Raw genomic sequence first — 16,622 nt, forward strand, 5'->3', positions numbered from 1 at the left:
AGATAGAATGACAGGTAAACAAAAGCGATATTTACGTGCCTTAGCAAGTACTATGCCAGCGGTTGTGATGATTGGTAAAGGAGGATTGGAAAATCCTGTTATCGACAGTGCACGAGCTGCCATTACAAAACGTGAATTAATTAAAGTAAAAGTGTTAAATAACTGCTTGGAAGATCCAAAAGAAATTTTGCCTCACTTAGCGGATATGTTAGGAGCAGAGTTAGTACAAATCATCGGACATAACGGTGTGTTGTATAAAAAAGCAAAAGATCCAAAAATTGAGTTGCCAAGATAATCAATCCACATGAGGTGAAGCGATGAGAGAAGAGTTACGACAGGCGAAACGGGTAATTGTTAAAGTAGGTACAAGTTCATTAACGCATGCAAATGGACGCATTAACATTGATAAAATGGAAGTGTTAGTCCGTCAAATTTGTAATTTAGCTAATGCAGGGAAAGAAATGATTTTAGTTTCTTCTGGGGCTACTGCTGCTGGTCTTCCCTCATTGGGATTTACATCAAGACCCGATGACATTGCTTTAAAGCAAGCCGCAGCCTCTGTGGGACAAGGCATCTTGTTACATATGTATGAAAAACTATTCGCTGAATATGGACATACGGTAGGACAAATTCTTGTAACCCGTGAAGATACGGTGAAACGTAGTCATTATCTTAATTTACGGAATACATTGACGGCCCTCATTGGATTAGGAGTTATTCCTATTATCAATGAAAATGATGTAGTGGCTATCGATGAGTTTAAAATTGGTGATAATGATACATTATCTGCTAATATTGCTAGCATTATTGATGCAGATGCATTGATTATTTTATCGGATATTGAAGGCCTATATACAGCGAATCCGTCTACAGACCCAAATGCTACATTAATCCATGAAGTAGAGGCTCTTACTCCGTACATTTATGAAATTTCTGGTGGTGCAGGGTCTTCTTTGGGCACTGGTGGTATGTATACGAAGATTCAAGCTGCTCATATTGCAACGAACTCTGGAGTTCATATGATTATCGCCTCTGGTGACCATCCAGATAGTATTAAAGCTATTATGAATGGAGAAGAACGAGGCACGCATTTTTGGCCTCATCGAGATGTACCGCAAATTAAAAAGCGCTGGATGGCATTTGGCACACGTTTACAAGGTACCATTCATGTAGATAAAGGATGCCGTGATGCATTACTCACCAATGGATCTAGTGTTTTACCGGTAGGTATTCTATCTGGTGAAGGACAATTTGAAGAAGGGGATACCATATCTATTGTTCACGGTGGAGAAGAAATTGCCCGCGGTATTGTGAACTTTAATCTATCTGACTTGTTAAAGATTAAAGGACGTAAATCACAGGATATTCCTACTATACTAGGTGTTCGTGATACCTATCATGTAGTGGTGCATCGAGATAACTTAGTTGTCTTACGACAGGAGTAAATTATGAATCCATATACTGCATATTTTGAAAATTTAGGCAAAGCAGCACGGTCAGCTTCTATGGTAGGACAAGTGCTAAGTACAGACGATAAGAATCGTATCTTGGAACAGATTGCTTATGATTTGGAAAATGCTATACCAATGATTTTAGAAGCGAATACTATCGATTGTTCCCAAGCTAAAGAGAATGGAGTTCCATCTGTGATGATGGATCGCCTTCGTTTGACGAAGGAGCGCATCGAAGGTATTTGTGAAGGTGTTCGTCAAGTGGCTCATTTGCATGACCCCATTGGTACTGTGTTAGAAAGTAGAACCTTAGACAATGGCTTGCGTATTGAAAAACGGCAAATCCCTATCGGAGTTATTGGCATGATTTATGAAGCTCGCCCTAATGTGACAGTGGATGCAGCTGCCTTAGCCATTAAGACAGGCAATGCGATCATTCTTCGCGGAGGAAAAGAGGCATACCATACGAGTGAGGCGATGGTACATATTATGCAAGGTTCTTTAGAGCAGTGTGGAGCTCCGAAAGAGCTAGTTCAATTAGTGTCTATTCTTGAGAGAGAAGCTGTAGGTGAATTGTTAGCACAACGCAAATGGATTGATGTGATGATTCCACGTGGTGGAGCAGGATTGATTCAATTTGTCGTGAATAACAGTAAAATTCCTGTTATAGAAACAGGGAGTGGTGTTGTTCATGGCTATGTGGATGTATCTGCTGATGAAACGATGACATTACAGGTATTGGAAAATGCAAAATTGTCACGACCATCTGTATGTAATGCGATGGAAACAATTTTGTTACATGAAGCAAGACTGCAAGATTTAGGGCCTAAGATTGTATCTATGTTAAAAGAAAAAGGTGTTGCCATCTATGGGGATACACAAATTCAAAGCTTGTCTTCTCAGGTGAAACCTGGCACAGAGGATAATTGGGCTACAGAATATAATGACTATATTGTGAATTTCAAAGTGGTATCTTCCATTGATGATGCTATTACTCATATCAATACATTTGGTACAAAACATTCTGAAATGATTATTACAGAAGACCCAACCGAGGCAGAGCGATTTATGAACTTAGTGGATGCTTCCACAGTTTATGTGAATGCATCTACACGATTTACAGATGGTTTTGAATTTGGCTTAGGGGCTGAGATTGGCATTAGTACACAAAAACTCCATGCTCGAGGACCTATGGGACTAGATGCGTTGACAAGCTATAAATATTTTGTCTTTGGCCATGGACAGGTACGATGAAATTAGCAGATGTAAAAGCTTACTTTCATTATATGAAGTCTCCCAAAGGAGCTTATGAATGGAAGTCCTACGGAATCGTAATAGTCATACTAGGTATTGTATCTCTAGTGTGTATAGGGGCGTGGTTACATGGTAGATAAGAAAAAGAGAGTTGGTGTTTTGGGTGGCACTTTTAATCCGATTCATTTGGGCCATCTTATGATTGCAGAAATGGCATCAGAAGCATTTGATTTGAATCGGGTAATTTTTGTGCCTGCTAAGGAACCTCCTCATAAGGAATCGGATGTGATTGAGGCGAAATATCGATTAGAAATGGTACGTGTAGCAGTATTGGATAATCCTAATTTTGTAGTTTCTGATGTAGAGATGCTGCGGGATGGGAAATCTTATACCATTGATACATTGCGATATTTTCATGATTTGTATGGATCAGATACGGAATTTTTCTTTATTGCCGGCACGGATACGATTCAGAATTTACCAACCTGGAAATATATTGAACAGCTCTTAGATATGTGTGAGTTTATTGGGGCTATCCGCCCTGGTGCCACTGCTGATATTGGTGAAAGTATCGAATGGCTTGCTCAACGAGGCGGTCGTATTCACATATTAGAGGTGCCAGAAATGAAGTTATCTGCTACGGAATTGCGTCGCCGACTGCGGTATGGATTATCTACTCGATACATGTTACCTAAATTGGTGTATCAATACATTAAGGAACATAAAATATATAATACATAAGGGTATTTGTTGTTAGGTTGATGCTAGTTTTTATAGATAACCCTAGAAAGGTATAGGCTTGTGAAAGATATAACAACAATAGAAAACTTACAAAATGTTGTGAAAGTCCGGCTTTCACCAAAACGATTTGCTCATACATTAGGTGTGCTAGATATGGCAAGACGATTAGCCAATCATTATGGTGTTTCTATAGAGAAAGCAGAAGTGGCAGCTGTATTGCATGATGCTATGAAAGAAAGACCTTTACAAGAAATGCAAACAATGGTGATGGATGCACAGATAGCGGTGGATTCAGAAATGCTTAACAACGGGGCATTACTACATGGACCTGCAGCGGCAGCCTATGCTAAGTTAGAGTTGCAGATTCAAGATGAATCGATTTGCGAGGCTATTCGAGTTCATACATTAGGGAGTACCCATATGAGCTTATTAGATAAGATTATTTTTTTAGCTGATTATATTGAACCAAATCGTGATTTTCCTGGTGTGGAAGAACTACGTGCTTTAGCATTTAAAGATTTGAACGCTGCTGTGATTCGCGCCTATGATGGAACGATACGTCATTTGCTTGATCAAGGGTTAAGTATACATGTAGATACGATTCGAGGTAGAAATAGTGTATTGTTAGAAAGGTCGGATACATAAATGGAGCGAAATATACGACGAAAGCCGCGCCGACATGGACTGCGATGGGGACGCATTATAGGGGCCCTAATTTTACTAGTAGTTTTTGTAGGCCTTCTAGTATGGGGAATAGGTAGTGCAGTGAGCGCTGTATCTCAATCGAGTACTACTAGTCAAGAGTCGCATCCATTGCCGGTTGTGACTAATACAACACCTATGGATATGAGCTCCATTAAAACATCCTATATGTTGGTTGTTGGCGTTGATAAAAGTCAACCACAGCAAGCAGATGCTTTATATGTGATAGCTTTCAATATGGATGCAAAAACTTTACAGATTATTGGTATACCAAGTAATAGTAAAATAATTAACCGTCACAGTGATACACCACAACGAATTAATGATATGTATGCACAAGGTGGAATAGAATTAACGAAAGCCGTAGTGGAAGATATGTTTCATATAGTTATCCCCTATTATGCAGTGGTAGATCAAGAGAGTTTCCAGTCTATGATGAACATTTTTGGAACTCCAAGCCTATATGTGGAGCAATCTATGGTACATCGAGATGCAGCTTCTGGTGAAGTGGATATCAACATTCATCAAGGGTACCAAGATATGACTAATGATACCGCCTTTGGATATATGAGATACGTCAATCAAGAAGGTGATACATTAGCAAGGACTATGCATCAAGAACGATTATTAAAGACTATGTGGGAGAGAGAACGAAATCACGTTAGCTTGGGAACCGCTTTTCGAGTGTGGCGACAATGGAGTCATATTAGTACTAATATTAGTACATGGGATGGTGTTCGGTTTATCACAAAAGTGATTGACTTTCCTAAAGATAAAGTGCGGTGGTATATTTTACCAGGGTCACCAGAAACAATTGATCATGTAGACTATTGGAATGTAGAGCCTATAGAATTACAACAATTGGTAGGAATTACTGTGGGAGATATTCCAAGTGATGCTGAAGTGATTCCAGTGATTGGAGATACTCCAAAAGGTATTGGAAAAGATAGTGCTGATGATTCTTTAAAAGATGCTGAAAAACAGACTAAAGCTACGAAAGAAGATAAGTCTATGGATACAGAAAAATCAGAACCAGGGAGTCCCACAACAAGATAAGGAGTTAGAATGAAACAGAAACAAGATATTTTAGGAACAGTAAAAATCTTAGCGCAAGCTGGATATGATAAAAAGGGAGAAGACATTTCCATTATGGATATGGAAGGTCTTACCATGTTAGGAGATTATTTCTTAGTGGTTACAGCAAACAATGTGAAACATGCACAAAGTGTAGCTGATGCCATTGAAGATGCCGGTGCAGAACAAGGTATGACCGTATTACATCGCGAAGGATATCGTGAAGGAGATTGGATTTTACTTGATTTTGGTGATGTCATTGCCCACGTATTTACAGGTGAATACCGCCATTTCTATGGCTTAGAAGAATTGTGGAAGGATGCACCGAGAGAATCCTTTGAAGGAGTCTAATATGGCTAGTACTTTATCAGAAAATACTATTGCTACGCTAAAGGTATTGCGTCAAAGTGATCAAGGGTCTTTTTTAGATGGTCAAACAGGCAATACGAATGACGATATTTTGTTGCATAAAGACCAACAAACTAGTTCTGTTGCGATTGGCGATGAAGTGACAGTATTTCTATACAAAGATCCCAAAGGCCGCTTGACAGCAAGTATGCGTTTACCAGCTATGAAGGAAGGTCAAATTGGTTATGTTGAGGTCATCAATACAACAAACTTTGGCTGTTTTGTAGAAGTAGGAACAGAACGGGGGATTTTTATGCCTCATGCAGAAATGCGTGGACGCCCGCAAAATGGTGAAAAAGTTTGGGTTCGGCTCTATAGTGATAAGTCAGGTCGTTTAGCTGTATCCATGGATGTGGATGATGCGATGCGGCGTGCTTCAAAACCTGCTACAGATGCTAAAATAGGGGGCATGGTGAAAGGTGCCATTTATAACATGACCAGCGAAGGGGCATTCTTAATTACTCCTGAACGATGGATTGCGTTCATGCATCGCAGTGAAATGACACGATCTTTAAAAGTAGGGGAACTCATTGAAGGCCGTATTACCTTTAAACGTGATGATGGACGGATCAATATTTCTATGCGTCCTGTCAAAGAAGAGGCACTCGCTTCAGATGGAGCAAAAATTATGACCTATTTAGGCAACCGGCATGGGCGGATGCCTTATGGTGATGGCACATCAGCACCTATCATTAAAGATAAATTTAACATCAGTAAGGCTGCTTTTAAACGTGCCTTAGGGCATCTGATGAAAGCAGAGCTCATTGTACAAGAAGATGGGTGGACTTTGCTAACAGAGAAAGGGCAAGCCACTTTACTAGAGGCGGATGAACAATCTGCTACCGTAGAGGAAACAAAATAGGGGGAGATGTCATGAAAATTGTGGTAGTAGGTGCTGGTAAAGTAGGCTACTCCTTGGCTCAGCGATTGGCGCAAGACCAACATGATGTGTATGTCATTGAAAAAAATGGAGATCGCATTAAAAATTTAGAAAATAATTTAGATGTGAATTTAGTGCAAGGGAATGGTAGTAGCATCGCCTTATTGCAAGAAATAGGAATCGAAGATATTGGTATGCTTATTGCTGTAACGGATTCGGATGAAGTTAATATGCTGGCTTGTATGCTTGGTAAAGCGGCTGGTATTCCTAAGACGATTGCTCGAGTTCGGGAAACAGAGTACGAAAATGATACCAATGCACTTATTCGTGAGAGATTAGGAATAGACCTTTTTATAAATCCAGAAATGGTAACGGCTCAAGAAATTTATAAAATTCTAAAAACGCCAGCTGCATTAGATGTTGAAGAATTTGCTAGCGGAGCCGTGCGGTTAGTAGAATTTAAAATTCGTAATAATCATGATATTATGGGTATTCCTTTACGCTCCCTAGAATTGCCGCCAAATGTATTGGTGGTAGGTATTATGCGTGGGGGAGAAATGATTATTCCACATGGTAATAGCACGTTGGAATATATGGATAATGTATTCTTCCTAGGGGCTACTGAAAGTATTGATACCGTAGAGGAATGGTTACATGAAACCACTCGGCCTACACAACGTGTTGTTATCATTGGCGCAGGTCTTATTGGTAGAAATTTAACACTGCTTTTAGAACAAGATGGGTATGATGTAAAAGTCATTGAAAAAGATATCGAACGCTGTGAACAATTAGCTGCTATAATAGACCGTTCTATTGTGATTCATGGTGATGGAACAGATATTGATCTATTAGGGGCAGAAGAAATTGGTGATACGGATGTTATTATTTGCTTAACAGATGATGATAAACTCAACTTATTGGTGGCATTATTAGCGAAACATATGGGGGTACCTAAAGCATTTGTTCGTGTAGGACGATTAGAGTATATTACGTTAATGGAACAGGTAGGTATTGATGTAGCTTTTTCACCAAGATTATTAACATCTGGACAAATTTTAAGATTAATTCGAGAAGATGAAAATCTTATTAATATTTTTACCTTTGAAGGATCTAAAGCTGAAGCTGTAGAAATAGAAGTGACAGAAAAAACATCTTTGCTCAATAAGCATCTAAGAGATTTGAAATTGCCAGGAAAATCGCTAGTGGGGGCTATTGTCAGAGAACATCAAACGATTGTTCCTAAAGGAGATACTTTGTTGCTTGAAGGAGATCATATAGTTATCTTTACATTGCCAGAAAATATTAACACTTTGTTAGCGTATATTAATGAATAAGAAGGGATTTTTGAAAGGAGAAGGAATCATGCGCATTCAAAATATTATGCGAGTCGTTGGACAAGTGATACTCATTTTAGCTTCCTTCATTATGGTTCCCTTTTTCTTTGGTGTATTGGATGAAGGGACTTTTTTCTACTCGTTTCTTATCACATCATGTATAGCAGGAGGAGTAGGGTTTCTATTATATCATTATGGAACAAATACGAATGTGTATAGTGTACGAGATGGATTTCTAGTAGTGAGTGCAACTTGGATTCTGGCCTCTATATTTTCTGCATTGCCTTTTTACTTTAGTGGAGTACTTGAGCAATTTGTAGATGCTTTATTTGAGTCTGTGTCAGGTATAACGACTACTGGGGCAAGTATGATTGATGATGTAAGTGCTTTACCAAGAGCCTTTATTTTGTGGAGGGGGCTTACCAATTGGATTGGTGGTATGGGGATGATTGTCTTAGTGTTAGCATTCTTGCGTAATTTAGGGACTGGAGTAGCTCCATTAGTTGAAGCAGAGGCTTCTGTACCAAGGCCTGGGGTTGTATTACCAAGAATCCAATCTATGGCCGGGAACTTGCTGAGAATTTATTTAGGATTTACATTTACTTGTACTTTTCTATTATGGCTAAGTGGCATCGGTTTATTTGAAGCACTTAATTTTACCTTTGCTACGGTAGCTACAGGTGGATTGGCCCCAATTACTGGCAGTACATTTAGATATGCTGATTCTTATTTAGTCTGTATCATATTAATAGTATTTATGATATTGGCAGGTGGAAACTTTGCAGTCTATCAATCTGTATGGCAACGGGGAATCAAAGAGATTTGGAGAGATTTTGAGTATAGAATCTATCTTATCACATTGGCAATTGGATCAACTCTAGTTTTATTTGCCTTAGTATGGGAAGCTGGAGATGCTAATATTGAACATTTACTAAATGCTATTTTTACACTTGTTTCTATGCAGACTGGGACTGGATTTGCTATTGCAGATTATAACTTATGGCCTAGCTTAGGGCAAATGGTATTATTTATGGGAATGTTCTTTGGTGGTTGTAGTGGTTCAACTGCAGGGGGACTTAAAATCATACGAATAATTATCTTGGCAAAAAGTAGTATTCTCTATCTACGAAAAGCTATTCATCCCGATATGGTACAATTGGTACGACTCAATGGTTATGTATTACCTAATAAATGGTTACAGATTACGCAACAGTTCTTTTTTCTTTATATGCTCATCTTTGGCATTTCCTCTGTGATTATTTCCTCAACGGGATTACCGTTGGCAGATGTACTACCATTGGTAGCAGGAAGTTTGGGGAATGTAGGCCTTGCATTTGGCTCATTAGGACCCACGGAAAGTTTTACCATATTGGCACCTATTGCAAAGATAGTTTGTATTATTGATATGTTATTAGGACGGTTAGAGTTATTTACCTTATTGGTGCTATTACATCCAGGATTTTGGCGCGGATATTTTACAAAGAAAGAAAATGGATATAGACGATTCGATGGACATCATAAGAACGCCTCAAGGCTTGTATAAAACAAATTGTTATATTCTGAAAGAAAATGGATACGCTCTTATTATTGACCCAGGCTTTCATGGACAGCGTATCATGAAAGAATTGCAGGATGTGACACCAGTAGGTATTGTGCTGACCCATGGTCATGCAGATCATATTTGTGCCGTAGATACGTTGGTAGAATCCTACCATATCCCTGTGTATATGCATGCTAAGGATGAGGAACTATTATTAGTCAAACGGCGTATGCCATCGGGGTATAAAGAACGATTTACTTCTCCATATGTTGCGTTAGAAGAGGGGCCTTTACAGATAGAACCTTTTTCTTTACATGTATGGGAGGTGCCAGGGCATAGTGCAGGTAGTGTATTTATTGGGTATAAGCATATTTTATTTACAGGAGATACCTTATTTAAGGGGACTATAGGAAAAGTGAATACCTATAATGGTGATTCAAAGGCTATGGAAAAGACATTGCAAAAAATTATGACTTTAGACCCATCTTATGTGATATATCCTGGACATGGTTCGAGTACTACATTGAGATATGAATTAGGGACTAATCCATATCTGTAGGTACTCCCATAATGCATGAAATGGCTTGTACAGCTGATTTCAGAGAAATAAAAAATGTTTATAAAAAAATATAAAAAAGTATTGACGAGAAATATGAAATAGGGTATACTAACAAAGTAGTCAAATGGCCCCGTGGTGTAGCGGTTAACATGTCGCCCTGTCACGGCGAAGATCGTCGGTTCAAATCCGATCGGGGTCGCCACTACTTGCCTCGGTAGCTCAGTCGGTAGAGCAACGGACTGAAAATCCGTGTGTCGGCAGTTCGATTCTGCCCTGAGGCACCATTTGCGGAAATAGCTCAGCGGTAGAGCACCGCCTTGCCAAGGCGGGGGTCGCGAGTTCGAATCTCGTTTTCCGCTCCACTTTTTTGGCGGCATAGCCAAGCGGTAAGGCAGAGGTCTGCAAAACCTTTATTCCCCAGTTCGATTCTGGGTGCCGCCTCCACAAATTCCACCCATGCCGGGGTGGCGGAACAGGCAGACGCAACGGACTTAAAATCCGTCGGTTAGAAATAACCGTACCGGTTCGATTCCGGTCCTCGGCACCATTTAGACCAACTTCGGTTGGTCTATTTTTTTATGTGTAAATGGACTATAATGTAAGTATCATATAATGAGTGTGCTTAGGGAGGAACTATGAATACAGTTACTGATGTTGATCGATTATATAATGCTATTGAAATTAATGAAAAAACATTTCAGTTTTTTCAAATTGATCTACAATCCTATGGAATACAAGAAGTTGATAAAGGAAGTACACAATCCTTTTATGTTCTTCTTGAAATCATGAATGGCAAATTTAATTGTGATTTAGATTTTATCGTAAACTGTTATGATGAGTTAGGAAAGATAATCTATAGTGAGACGAACATCCTTCTTATAGACAGATATATTGGCTATGATACGATTAAGTTTTTTTGTAATGATACTAATTTGATTGATAGAACGAATAAAATTCGTATATTCGTAAAAAAAAGATAATATAAAATTGCCCTATACCGATATGCATATGTATGTCATAGCATAAGGTATAGGGCACTTTTTATATCTATAGGCTTATTGATGTTGAGAAATTTCTTCTTCGTACATAGCTTCTTCTTTTACAGGTTTATAGTAGATGGCATAAAGTATCAATACGATAATTGGAATGATGGCAGATACCATATAGATTCCGCTGTAGGATAGTAAGCCATGTAAGATTCCTAATGTATAAGGTCCGACGCCTAATCCGAGATCTAATCCGATAAAATAGGTGGAAAGAGCTACCCCAATTTTGGCGGGTTCTACAGCTTTCAAGCAAATAGCTTGTCCGTTAGACATGAAAGTACCATAGCCTAAGCCGACAAAGGCTCCGGCGATAAGTAGTAACGCTGCATTGAAGCTATAAGCGATGAGTAAAAGACCAATCGTTAAACATACATAGCTAGGGTACATGACAGCATTTTCGCCACGTTCATCGAAGATACGACCTGCAATAGGACGGGTGACGGTAATCACAAGGGCATAGACCACAAAGAAGAATGCTCCTGCTGTAATGAGACCGATTTCATGGGTAAAGATAGAAAGGAAACCGAGTACGCTAGAATAGGCTAAGCCCATTAGAAATCCAAGAAAGGCGATGAAGGATACACGTGGTTCAATGAAATTCTTCATAGACCAAGATGTCATAGAAGCTGCTTCCGTAGAGGAGAGCACTAAATTTTGTACAGGGAATCGTAAACAAGCGATAGCAACACCAATGGATAATAGGACGGCTAAATAAATAATCCAAGTAAAACCAACGGCAGGTAATAAAATCATGCCAATGAAAGGGCCAATAGCCGCTGCTAAACTTGTGCTAAGACCATAATAATTGATACCTTCTCCATCTTTCGATTTTGGAATGTAAGCAGTGACTACAGCATTGGCTGCAGTGGATACAGTACCGTAAGCAAAACCGTTTAGGAAACGGACTGCATCCAAGATTAGAATATCTTTGGCAATGAGATACGCAAGGGTAGTGAGAAAATAAAATATGGCTCCGTACCGAAGTACTTCTTTACGGCCGATAAGTTCTAAGCGTTGTCCCATGATAAGGCGAGCGAATAAGGTGCCAATAATATAAATACCAGTAGCAAATCCTGCTTCAGCGACAGTAGAGTGCAGTTCCTTGGTAGCATAACTAGCGGTAATGACTACAAAGCAGTAGTACACTAAAAAGACAATAAAATTAATGATAGTAATACTGATGAATCCAGAATTAAATAGTGTTTCTTCTTGATTTTGTATCGATTGGGCATTCATGGATAACTCCTCCTTTTGTAATACGTTCTATAGAATATACCTAATTTCGAATCTTGTAAAGGTTATATAAATATTTTCTATAGAACTTAACTAAGTTAACAATATATGGGTAGATACATAGGAGAAAAGAGTAGGTAAGAATAGTGATGTGAGCTTATTATATAAATCAATTTAGTGTATTTCCGGCGCTAAGAAGGGGAAGCGCAGATATAAAATTTTTTTAGAGTGTGACCATCCACGAAGTTAGAAACTGGTATGAGAGAAATACTAACATGAGGGGATGCGTTGTATCTCTAGTCCGATCATCAGTATAGACTTGCTTCGAGCAGACTATCTTGCGATTAAATTTTGTAGGTGTAATATAATGTATTGCTACTTTCAGAGAAACTGACTATAATAAAAAGAAAAGCATTGAGAATTATATAACAATGCTATAGTTTACAAGATATAGATGTGAATCATAAGAAAGGAGTCTCCCTTATGACAGTACAATTAGACACATTGGATCATCGTTTATTACGTTTATTAGATGAGGACGCCTCCATGTCGGCTGCCGACCTCGCCATTATGCTCAATAGTGAAGAAGCACATGTGGCAAGTCGTATTCAAGCCTTCGAGGAGGCTGGTATTATTAAACGGTACCAAGCAGTCATTGATTGGGAACAAGTAGACCAAAACAAATCTACTGCTCTTATCCAATTAGGTGTGACTCCTGCTCCAGATCAAGGCTTTGATAAAGTGGCAGAACGAATTATGGAATTTCCAGAAGTACAAGGTGTATACCTTATGTCTGGTAGCTATGATTTAACGGTTATCGTGGAAGGAGCCAGCATGCGTGATATTGCTTTGTTTGTATCTCGCCGTTTATCTACATTAGATTCAGTGCTTTCCACCACAACAAACTTTATCTTAACACGTTATAAAGATAATAATATTGTGTTCCACACGGGTGGAGTTCGTGAAGATCGGAGAAATGTATTCGATGATTAATTATGACAACTATTTAAATGCTGAAATTAAAGCAGTTAAACCATCGGGGATTCGACGTTTTTTTGAAATTGCTAATGAATTAGATAATGTCATTTCCCTTAGTATTGGTGAACCAGATTTCGCTACGCCCTACCATATTCGTGAAGAAGGTATTAATACATTAGAAAAGGGAAAAACTTGGTATTCTCCTAATCGTGGTTTTATGGAACTACGGGAAGAAATTGCTAAATGGTTAGAACGGAAATATCACGTGTCCTATGACCCAGCAACAGAAGTGATTGTAACGGTAGGTGGCTCAGAGGCTATTGATTTAACCTGTCGTACCTTATTAAACCCAGGGGATGAAGTGTTGATTCCCGTGCCAAGCTTTGTGTGCTATACGCCATTAGCAGAATTGTGTAGTGCCAAACCAGTGCAGATCATCACGAAAGAAGAAGATGAGTTTCGTTTGACTCCAGAGGCGATTGAAGCGGCTGTAACAGAGAAGACAAAGCTGTTAGTATTACCATTCCCTAATAATCCAACAGGAGCGGTATTACGCCGTGAGCATTTGGAAGCTATTGCAGAAGTGGTTATCAAGCATGACTTATTTATTTTGTCCGATGAGTTATACAGTGAACTTACCTATGGTGATGAACCACATGTATCTATTGCATCTATACCAGGTATGCAAGAGCGGACAATCTTAATTAATGGATTTTCCAAAGCCTATGCGATGACTGGTTGGCGCCTTGGATTTGCCACAGGTCCAGCACCGATTATTGCACAAATGACGAAGATGCATCAATATGGTATTATGAGTGCTCCGTCTATGTCTCAATATGCAGCTATCGAAGCGTTAAAAAATGGGGATAAAGATATCCAATACATGCGTGAAGAATACGATATGCGTCGTCGCTTGTTGGTGAGCGCTTTCAATCGTATGGGACTTCATACATTCGAGCCAGAAGGGGCATTCTATGTATTCCCGTCCATTAAGAGCACAGGCATGACATCGGAAGAGTTTTGTGAAAAACTACTCTATGATCAACGTATTGCCATTGTTCCTGGTAATGCCTTTGGCGATTGTGGTGAAGGATTTGTTCGTGTAGCCTATTCTAATTCCTTGCAGAATATCAAAGAAGCGGTAAAACGGATCGAAATATTCTTGGAAAAAATTAAAAATAAAGAGATTGAGTAATAAAAAAGACAGACATAGTTTTGCAGTAAAACTGTGTCTGTCTTTTTAACGTTTATACAATACATAGGTCCGTCGGCGAATTGTATAGTGGTATTTGAAAAGAATAGGTGTAAGAATACAATGGGCTGTAACAAAATAGCCTACCAATACAATAGAGGAAAGTTGAACAAACAGCATCAACTTTCCTCTACTTTTATATTTTTAATAAGTGGGGCTGTAGCAACATGTAAAAATGTATATGTTGTTACAGTCCCCAATATACTATTGATTCTTATATTTGAAAGCTAAAATAGCTTGGATTAATGCATCTAATGTCATCTCACCACGTTCTGCCACCATGGATAAAGTAGCTTTATGTTTCATTAATTTAGCAAGTGGAGAATTTAGCATTTTAAAGTTTGGATTGATATGAATCATGTGATCTTTTAGACCAGGGATTATATCAAATAGAGGGAATAGTTTGGTATCTCCTGTTAAACCTAGATCATTTTCATAGACCGTAGATTGTGGTGTGCTTTCTGGCACCGTACCTTGTTCAGTTGAGTTAGTTGTACTATCCTCTTGGCGTACATGTTTGTAATCGATGTGGTCTACGGCATGGTACGCAGAATTAGAACCTTCCCAAATAAGTTCTTTCCGAGAACCGCTTAAGCTACGAATATGCGTGCAATCTTGAACCATTTCTAAAATACCTTTAAATTGACCTTCTTCATTGCGCACGGCGATGTATTCGATATGAATGAATAGGTCCGGCTTGTTAATCCACATTTCAGCGTAATCTTGTCTACCAGCTTTGAAAGAATCGATAATTTCTTGTACTAAAGGTAGACTTTTCTTTGGATGGCAGTTTTGTACGATGCGACCGATGATATTAGAGCTGCGAGGGAAGATGCGGTGCTTTGTATCATTATAGAAACGAACTAAGTCATTTTCGTCTACAAAAGTAATATCTACAGGTAAGAATTTGAAGATTAATTTAATTTGTTCAATTGTCAAGGAGCCCACAGCTAGGTCATGCGTTTGTTCAGGGCTTCCGTTAATGCCATACTTGCCCACTAATTGTGCTAACTCTTGTAAAAGAGCGGTAGGGTTACCAGTACCACCTAATTGGGTGTTTTCATGATTTTCTACATCAGCATGATTATGTTGTGCTGTTATATGACCCACATTTACAGATGCCTCTCCAAGATTCTTAGGTTCCGCATCAGGACGGCCTTTATAAAATGGAGGAGGGGCGATGAAAGCAAACCCAATTTCATGATCACCTTGGCTCATAGTAATGAAGTCACTGTCTTGTAATAACTTCCATGCTGTTGGGATTAGTACTTCTTTTTCTTTGTTATTGAGGTCACGGATAATATCGATGACGTCTGCTTGTTTTGCTAAAAATTCAGACTCATGTCCAGATTCTAGCAGTTGTTTACTTTCAGAGATGGCATCACGAACAGCGTCATCAAAAGTCCACATGATTTTCGTAGGGCGATCGAAACCATACCGCTCTAGGACTGGATATAATTGATTTTGTTTGCGAGCCAAATGGATGCGCCAAGTAGTGAGGGCATCATATACACCAAGCCAAGGGTTGAGAATGAAGTGAGGTGCTTGTAACAGAGCTTCCATTTCTGTTAACTGTTGTTCCATGGCGTTGATTTCATTTAGATACACTGTTAATGGATGATGTTCAGGATATTCATTGTTCGCACGAATTAAAATACCATCAAATAATTCTAATAAGTCATCCATACGATGGGTGATTTCTTCGTCAGTATAAGAACCTTTTAATTGTTGCTCGCCATAAGCAAATTCATCAGGTGTACAAGTTCCGATTTTTTCTTTCAATAACGTACGAGCTGTTTCTAAATCTAAGGTGCCACCGAGAAAGCGGTCTTTAATATCGATCATAATTTCCATTCTGTCATTGCCTGTAAGCCCAAGAGCTTGTTTCATTGTGTCCATGTGCGAGTCCTTTCTGTGTTTACTATTAGTATAATCATTGCTATGGTATCGTCTTGTGTTGGCTGAAAGAATGCAGACATTGCTACAAATATAGATACCATAGGTCTAGCGTAATAAAGTATAGGGAGCGTACTCTCAGGGGAGTCAATTCCTTTTATGTATTTAGTATACAGTAAATAAAAATAATTTTCAGTTGCTAGGGATACAGAATTATAAAAGTTTTGCAAGAAAGGAAATGATTTTGTAAGAAGTTTAGAATGTGATTTTTTAT

The 16,622-nt window shown here is 38.8% G+C and carries 16 protein-coding genes and 5 tRNA genes; 19 read left to right on the forward strand and 2 right to left on the reverse strand.

The window, feature by feature from the left end:
* The first annotated feature begins 7 nt into the window (after positions 1-7).
* The 17 genes from yhbY (at position 8) to EO119_RS06580 (ending at position 10,923) form a co-directional block, all read left to right on the forward strand.
* Complete coding sequence (yhbY, locus tag EO119_RS06500; protein ID WP_009372199.1) at positions 8-295, forward strand: ribosome assembly RNA-binding protein YhbY; 288 nt, start codon at positions 8-10, stop codon at positions 293-295.
* A gap of 22 nt (positions 296-317) precedes the next feature.
* Positions 318-1,445, forward strand: a complete 1,128-nt coding sequence (proB, locus tag EO119_RS06505; protein WP_126941087.1) for a glutamate 5-kinase — start codon at positions 318-320, stop codon at positions 1,443-1,445.
* 3 nt (positions 1,446-1,448) lie between these two features.
* A complete protein-coding gene (locus EO119_RS06510) occupies positions 1,449-2,705 on the forward strand; it encodes a glutamate-5-semialdehyde dehydrogenase (protein ID WP_126941088.1) in 1,257 nt (418 codons plus the stop codon).
* A 129-nt stretch (positions 2,706-2,834) separates the two neighbouring features.
* Positions 2,835-3,446 carry a nicotinate-nucleotide adenylyltransferase gene (nadD, locus tag EO119_RS06515; RefSeq protein WP_009372176.1) on the forward strand — a complete coding sequence of 204 codons (612 nt, stop codon included), beginning with the start codon at positions 2,835-2,837 and terminating at the stop codon, positions 3,444-3,446.
* Positions 3,447-3,506: 60 nt separating this feature from the next.
* Positions 3,507-4,091, forward strand: coding sequence for a bis(5'-nucleosyl)-tetraphosphatase (symmetrical) YqeK (gene yqeK / locus EO119_RS06520; protein ID WP_240632837.1), 585 nt, complete (start codon positions 3,507-3,509; stop codon positions 4,089-4,091).
* On the forward strand, positions 4,092-5,204 hold the full coding sequence (locus tag EO119_RS06525; protein WP_126941089.1) for an LCP family protein: 1,113 nt from the start codon (positions 4,092-4,094) through the stop codon (positions 5,202-5,204).
* A gap of 9 nt (positions 5,205-5,213) precedes the next feature.
* Positions 5,214-5,573 carry a ribosome silencing factor gene (rsfS, locus tag EO119_RS06530; protein WP_009372156.1) on the forward strand — a complete coding sequence of 120 codons (360 nt, stop codon included), beginning with the start codon at positions 5,214-5,216 and terminating at the stop codon, positions 5,571-5,573.
* Position 5,574: 1 nt separating this feature from the next.
* A complete protein-coding gene (locus tag EO119_RS06535; RefSeq protein ID WP_126941090.1) occupies positions 5,575-6,492 on the forward strand; it encodes a S1 RNA-binding domain-containing protein in 918 nt (305 codons plus the stop codon).
* 11 nt (positions 6,493-6,503) lie between these two features.
* Entirely contained in the window at positions 6,504-7,844 is a 1,341-nt protein-coding gene (gene trkA, locus EO119_RS06540; protein WP_126941091.1) for a Trk system potassium transporter TrkA, read from the forward strand.
* Positions 7,845-7,872: 28 nt separating this feature from the next.
* Positions 7,873-9,387, forward strand: coding sequence for a TrkH family potassium uptake protein (locus tag EO119_RS06545; protein WP_126941092.1), 1,515 nt, complete (start codon positions 7,873-7,875; stop codon positions 9,385-9,387).
* Positions 9,353-9,943 carry an MBL fold metallo-hydrolase gene (locus tag EO119_RS06550; RefSeq protein WP_126941093.1) on the forward strand — a complete coding sequence of 197 codons (591 nt, stop codon included), beginning with the start codon at positions 9,353-9,355 and terminating at the stop codon, positions 9,941-9,943. Before EO119_RS06545 ends, EO119_RS06550 begins: the two co-directional genes overlap by 35 nt.
* 126 nt (positions 9,944-10,069) lie before the next feature.
* Positions 10,070-10,145: transfer RNA gene (locus tag EO119_RS06555), tRNA-Asp, on the forward strand.
* A gap of 6 nt (positions 10,146-10,151) precedes the next feature.
* Positions 10,152-10,227: transfer RNA gene (locus EO119_RS06560), tRNA-Phe, on the forward strand.
* Between the two features lie 3 nt (positions 10,228-10,230).
* Positions 10,231-10,305: transfer RNA gene (locus tag EO119_RS06565), tRNA-Gly, on the forward strand.
* A gap of 7 nt (positions 10,306-10,312) precedes the next feature.
* Positions 10,313-10,387: transfer RNA gene (locus EO119_RS06570), tRNA-Cys, on the forward strand.
* 14 nt (positions 10,388-10,401) lie between these two features.
* Positions 10,402-10,490: transfer RNA gene (locus tag EO119_RS06575), tRNA-Leu, on the forward strand.
* Between the two features lie 88 nt (positions 10,491-10,578).
* Complete coding sequence (locus tag EO119_RS06580; RefSeq protein WP_126941094.1) at positions 10,579-10,923, forward strand: hypothetical protein; 345 nt, start codon at positions 10,579-10,581, stop codon at positions 10,921-10,923.
* Between the two features lie 75 nt (positions 10,924-10,998).
* Here EO119_RS06580 and EO119_RS06585 read toward each other — a convergent pair whose 3' ends face one another.
* On the reverse strand, positions 10,999-12,225 hold the full coding sequence (locus EO119_RS06585) for an MFS transporter (RefSeq protein ID WP_126941095.1): 1,227 nt from the start codon (positions 12,223-12,225) through the stop codon (positions 10,999-11,001).
* Between the two features lie 480 nt (positions 12,226-12,705).
* Between EO119_RS06585 and EO119_RS06590 the strand changes: the two genes are divergently transcribed.
* Together EO119_RS06590 and EO119_RS06595 are read left to right on the forward strand one after the other, a co-directional pair.
* Complete coding sequence (locus EO119_RS06590; protein ID WP_126941096.1) at positions 12,706-13,215, forward strand: Lrp/AsnC family transcriptional regulator; 510 nt, start codon at positions 12,706-12,708, stop codon at positions 13,213-13,215.
* Positions 13,184-14,395 (forward strand): pyridoxal phosphate-dependent aminotransferase, encoded by a 1,212-nt coding sequence (locus tag EO119_RS06595; protein WP_240629052.1) that lies wholly within the window; start codon positions 13,184-13,186, stop codon positions 14,393-14,395. The genes EO119_RS06590 and EO119_RS06595 overlap by 32 nt, the downstream gene beginning before the upstream one ends.
* Positions 14,396-14,656: 261 nt before the next feature.
* Here the strand turns inward: EO119_RS06595 and EO119_RS06600 are convergent, their stop codons facing one another.
* Positions 14,657-16,351 (reverse strand): DUF438 domain-containing protein, encoded by a 1,695-nt coding sequence (locus EO119_RS06600; RefSeq protein WP_126941097.1) that lies wholly within the window; start codon positions 16,349-16,351, stop codon positions 14,657-14,659.
* Between the last annotated feature and the right edge of the window lie 271 nt (positions 16,352-16,622).

This window comes from Veillonella sp. CNR 79/14 (genome assembly GCF_003992185.1).
Classification (GTDB): Bacteria; Bacillota; Negativicutes; order Veillonellales; family Veillonellaceae; genus F0422.

Excerpts from the sequence above, each read along its gene's own strand:
- EO119_RS06535 (WP_126941090.1), top strand. The coding sequence starts at position 5,575 with ATGGCTAGTACTTTATCAGAAAATACTATTGCTACGCTAAAGGTATTG.
- proB (WP_126941087.1), top strand. The coding sequence starts at position 318 with ATGAGAGAAGAGTTACGACAGGCGAAACGGGTAATTGTTAAAGTAGGT.
- EO119_RS06545 (WP_126941092.1), top strand. The coding sequence starts at position 7,873 with ATGCGCATTCAAAATATTATGCGAGTCGTTGGACAAGTGATACTCATT.
- EO119_RS06550 (WP_126941093.1), top strand. The coding sequence starts at position 9,353 with ATGGACATCATAAGAACGCCTCAAGGCTTGTATAAAACAAATTGTTAT.
- trkA (WP_126941091.1), top strand. The coding sequence starts at position 6,504 with ATGAAAATTGTGGTAGTAGGTGCTGGTAAAGTAGGCTACTCCTTGGCT.
- EO119_RS06600 (WP_126941097.1), bottom strand. The coding sequence starts at position 16,351 with ATGGACACAATGAAACAAGCTCTTGGGCTTACAGGCAATGACAGAATG.
- EO119_RS06510 (WP_126941088.1), top strand. The coding sequence starts at position 1,449 with ATGAATCCATATACTGCATATTTTGAAAATTTAGGCAAAGCAGCACGG.
- EO119_RS06580 (WP_126941094.1), top strand. The coding sequence starts at position 10,579 with ATGAATACAGTTACTGATGTTGATCGATTATATAATGCTATTGAAATT.
- EO119_RS06525 (WP_126941089.1), top strand. The coding sequence starts at position 4,092 with ATGGAGCGAAATATACGACGAAAGCCGCGCCGACATGGACTGCGATGG.
- nadD (WP_009372176.1), top strand. The coding sequence starts at position 2,835 with ATGGTAGATAAGAAAAAGAGAGTTGGTGTTTTGGGTGGCACTTTTAAT.
- yhbY (WP_009372199.1), top strand. The coding sequence starts at position 8 with ATGACAGGTAAACAAAAGCGATATTTACGTGCCTTAGCAAGTACTATG.
- EO119_RS06585 (WP_126941095.1), bottom strand. The coding sequence starts at position 12,225 with ATGAATGCCCAATCGATACAAAATCAAGAAGAAACACTATTTAATTCT.
- EO119_RS06590 (WP_126941096.1), top strand. The coding sequence starts at position 12,706 with ATGACAGTACAATTAGACACATTGGATCATCGTTTATTACGTTTATTA.
- rsfS (WP_009372156.1), top strand. The coding sequence starts at position 5,214 with ATGAAACAGAAACAAGATATTTTAGGAACAGTAAAAATCTTAGCGCAA.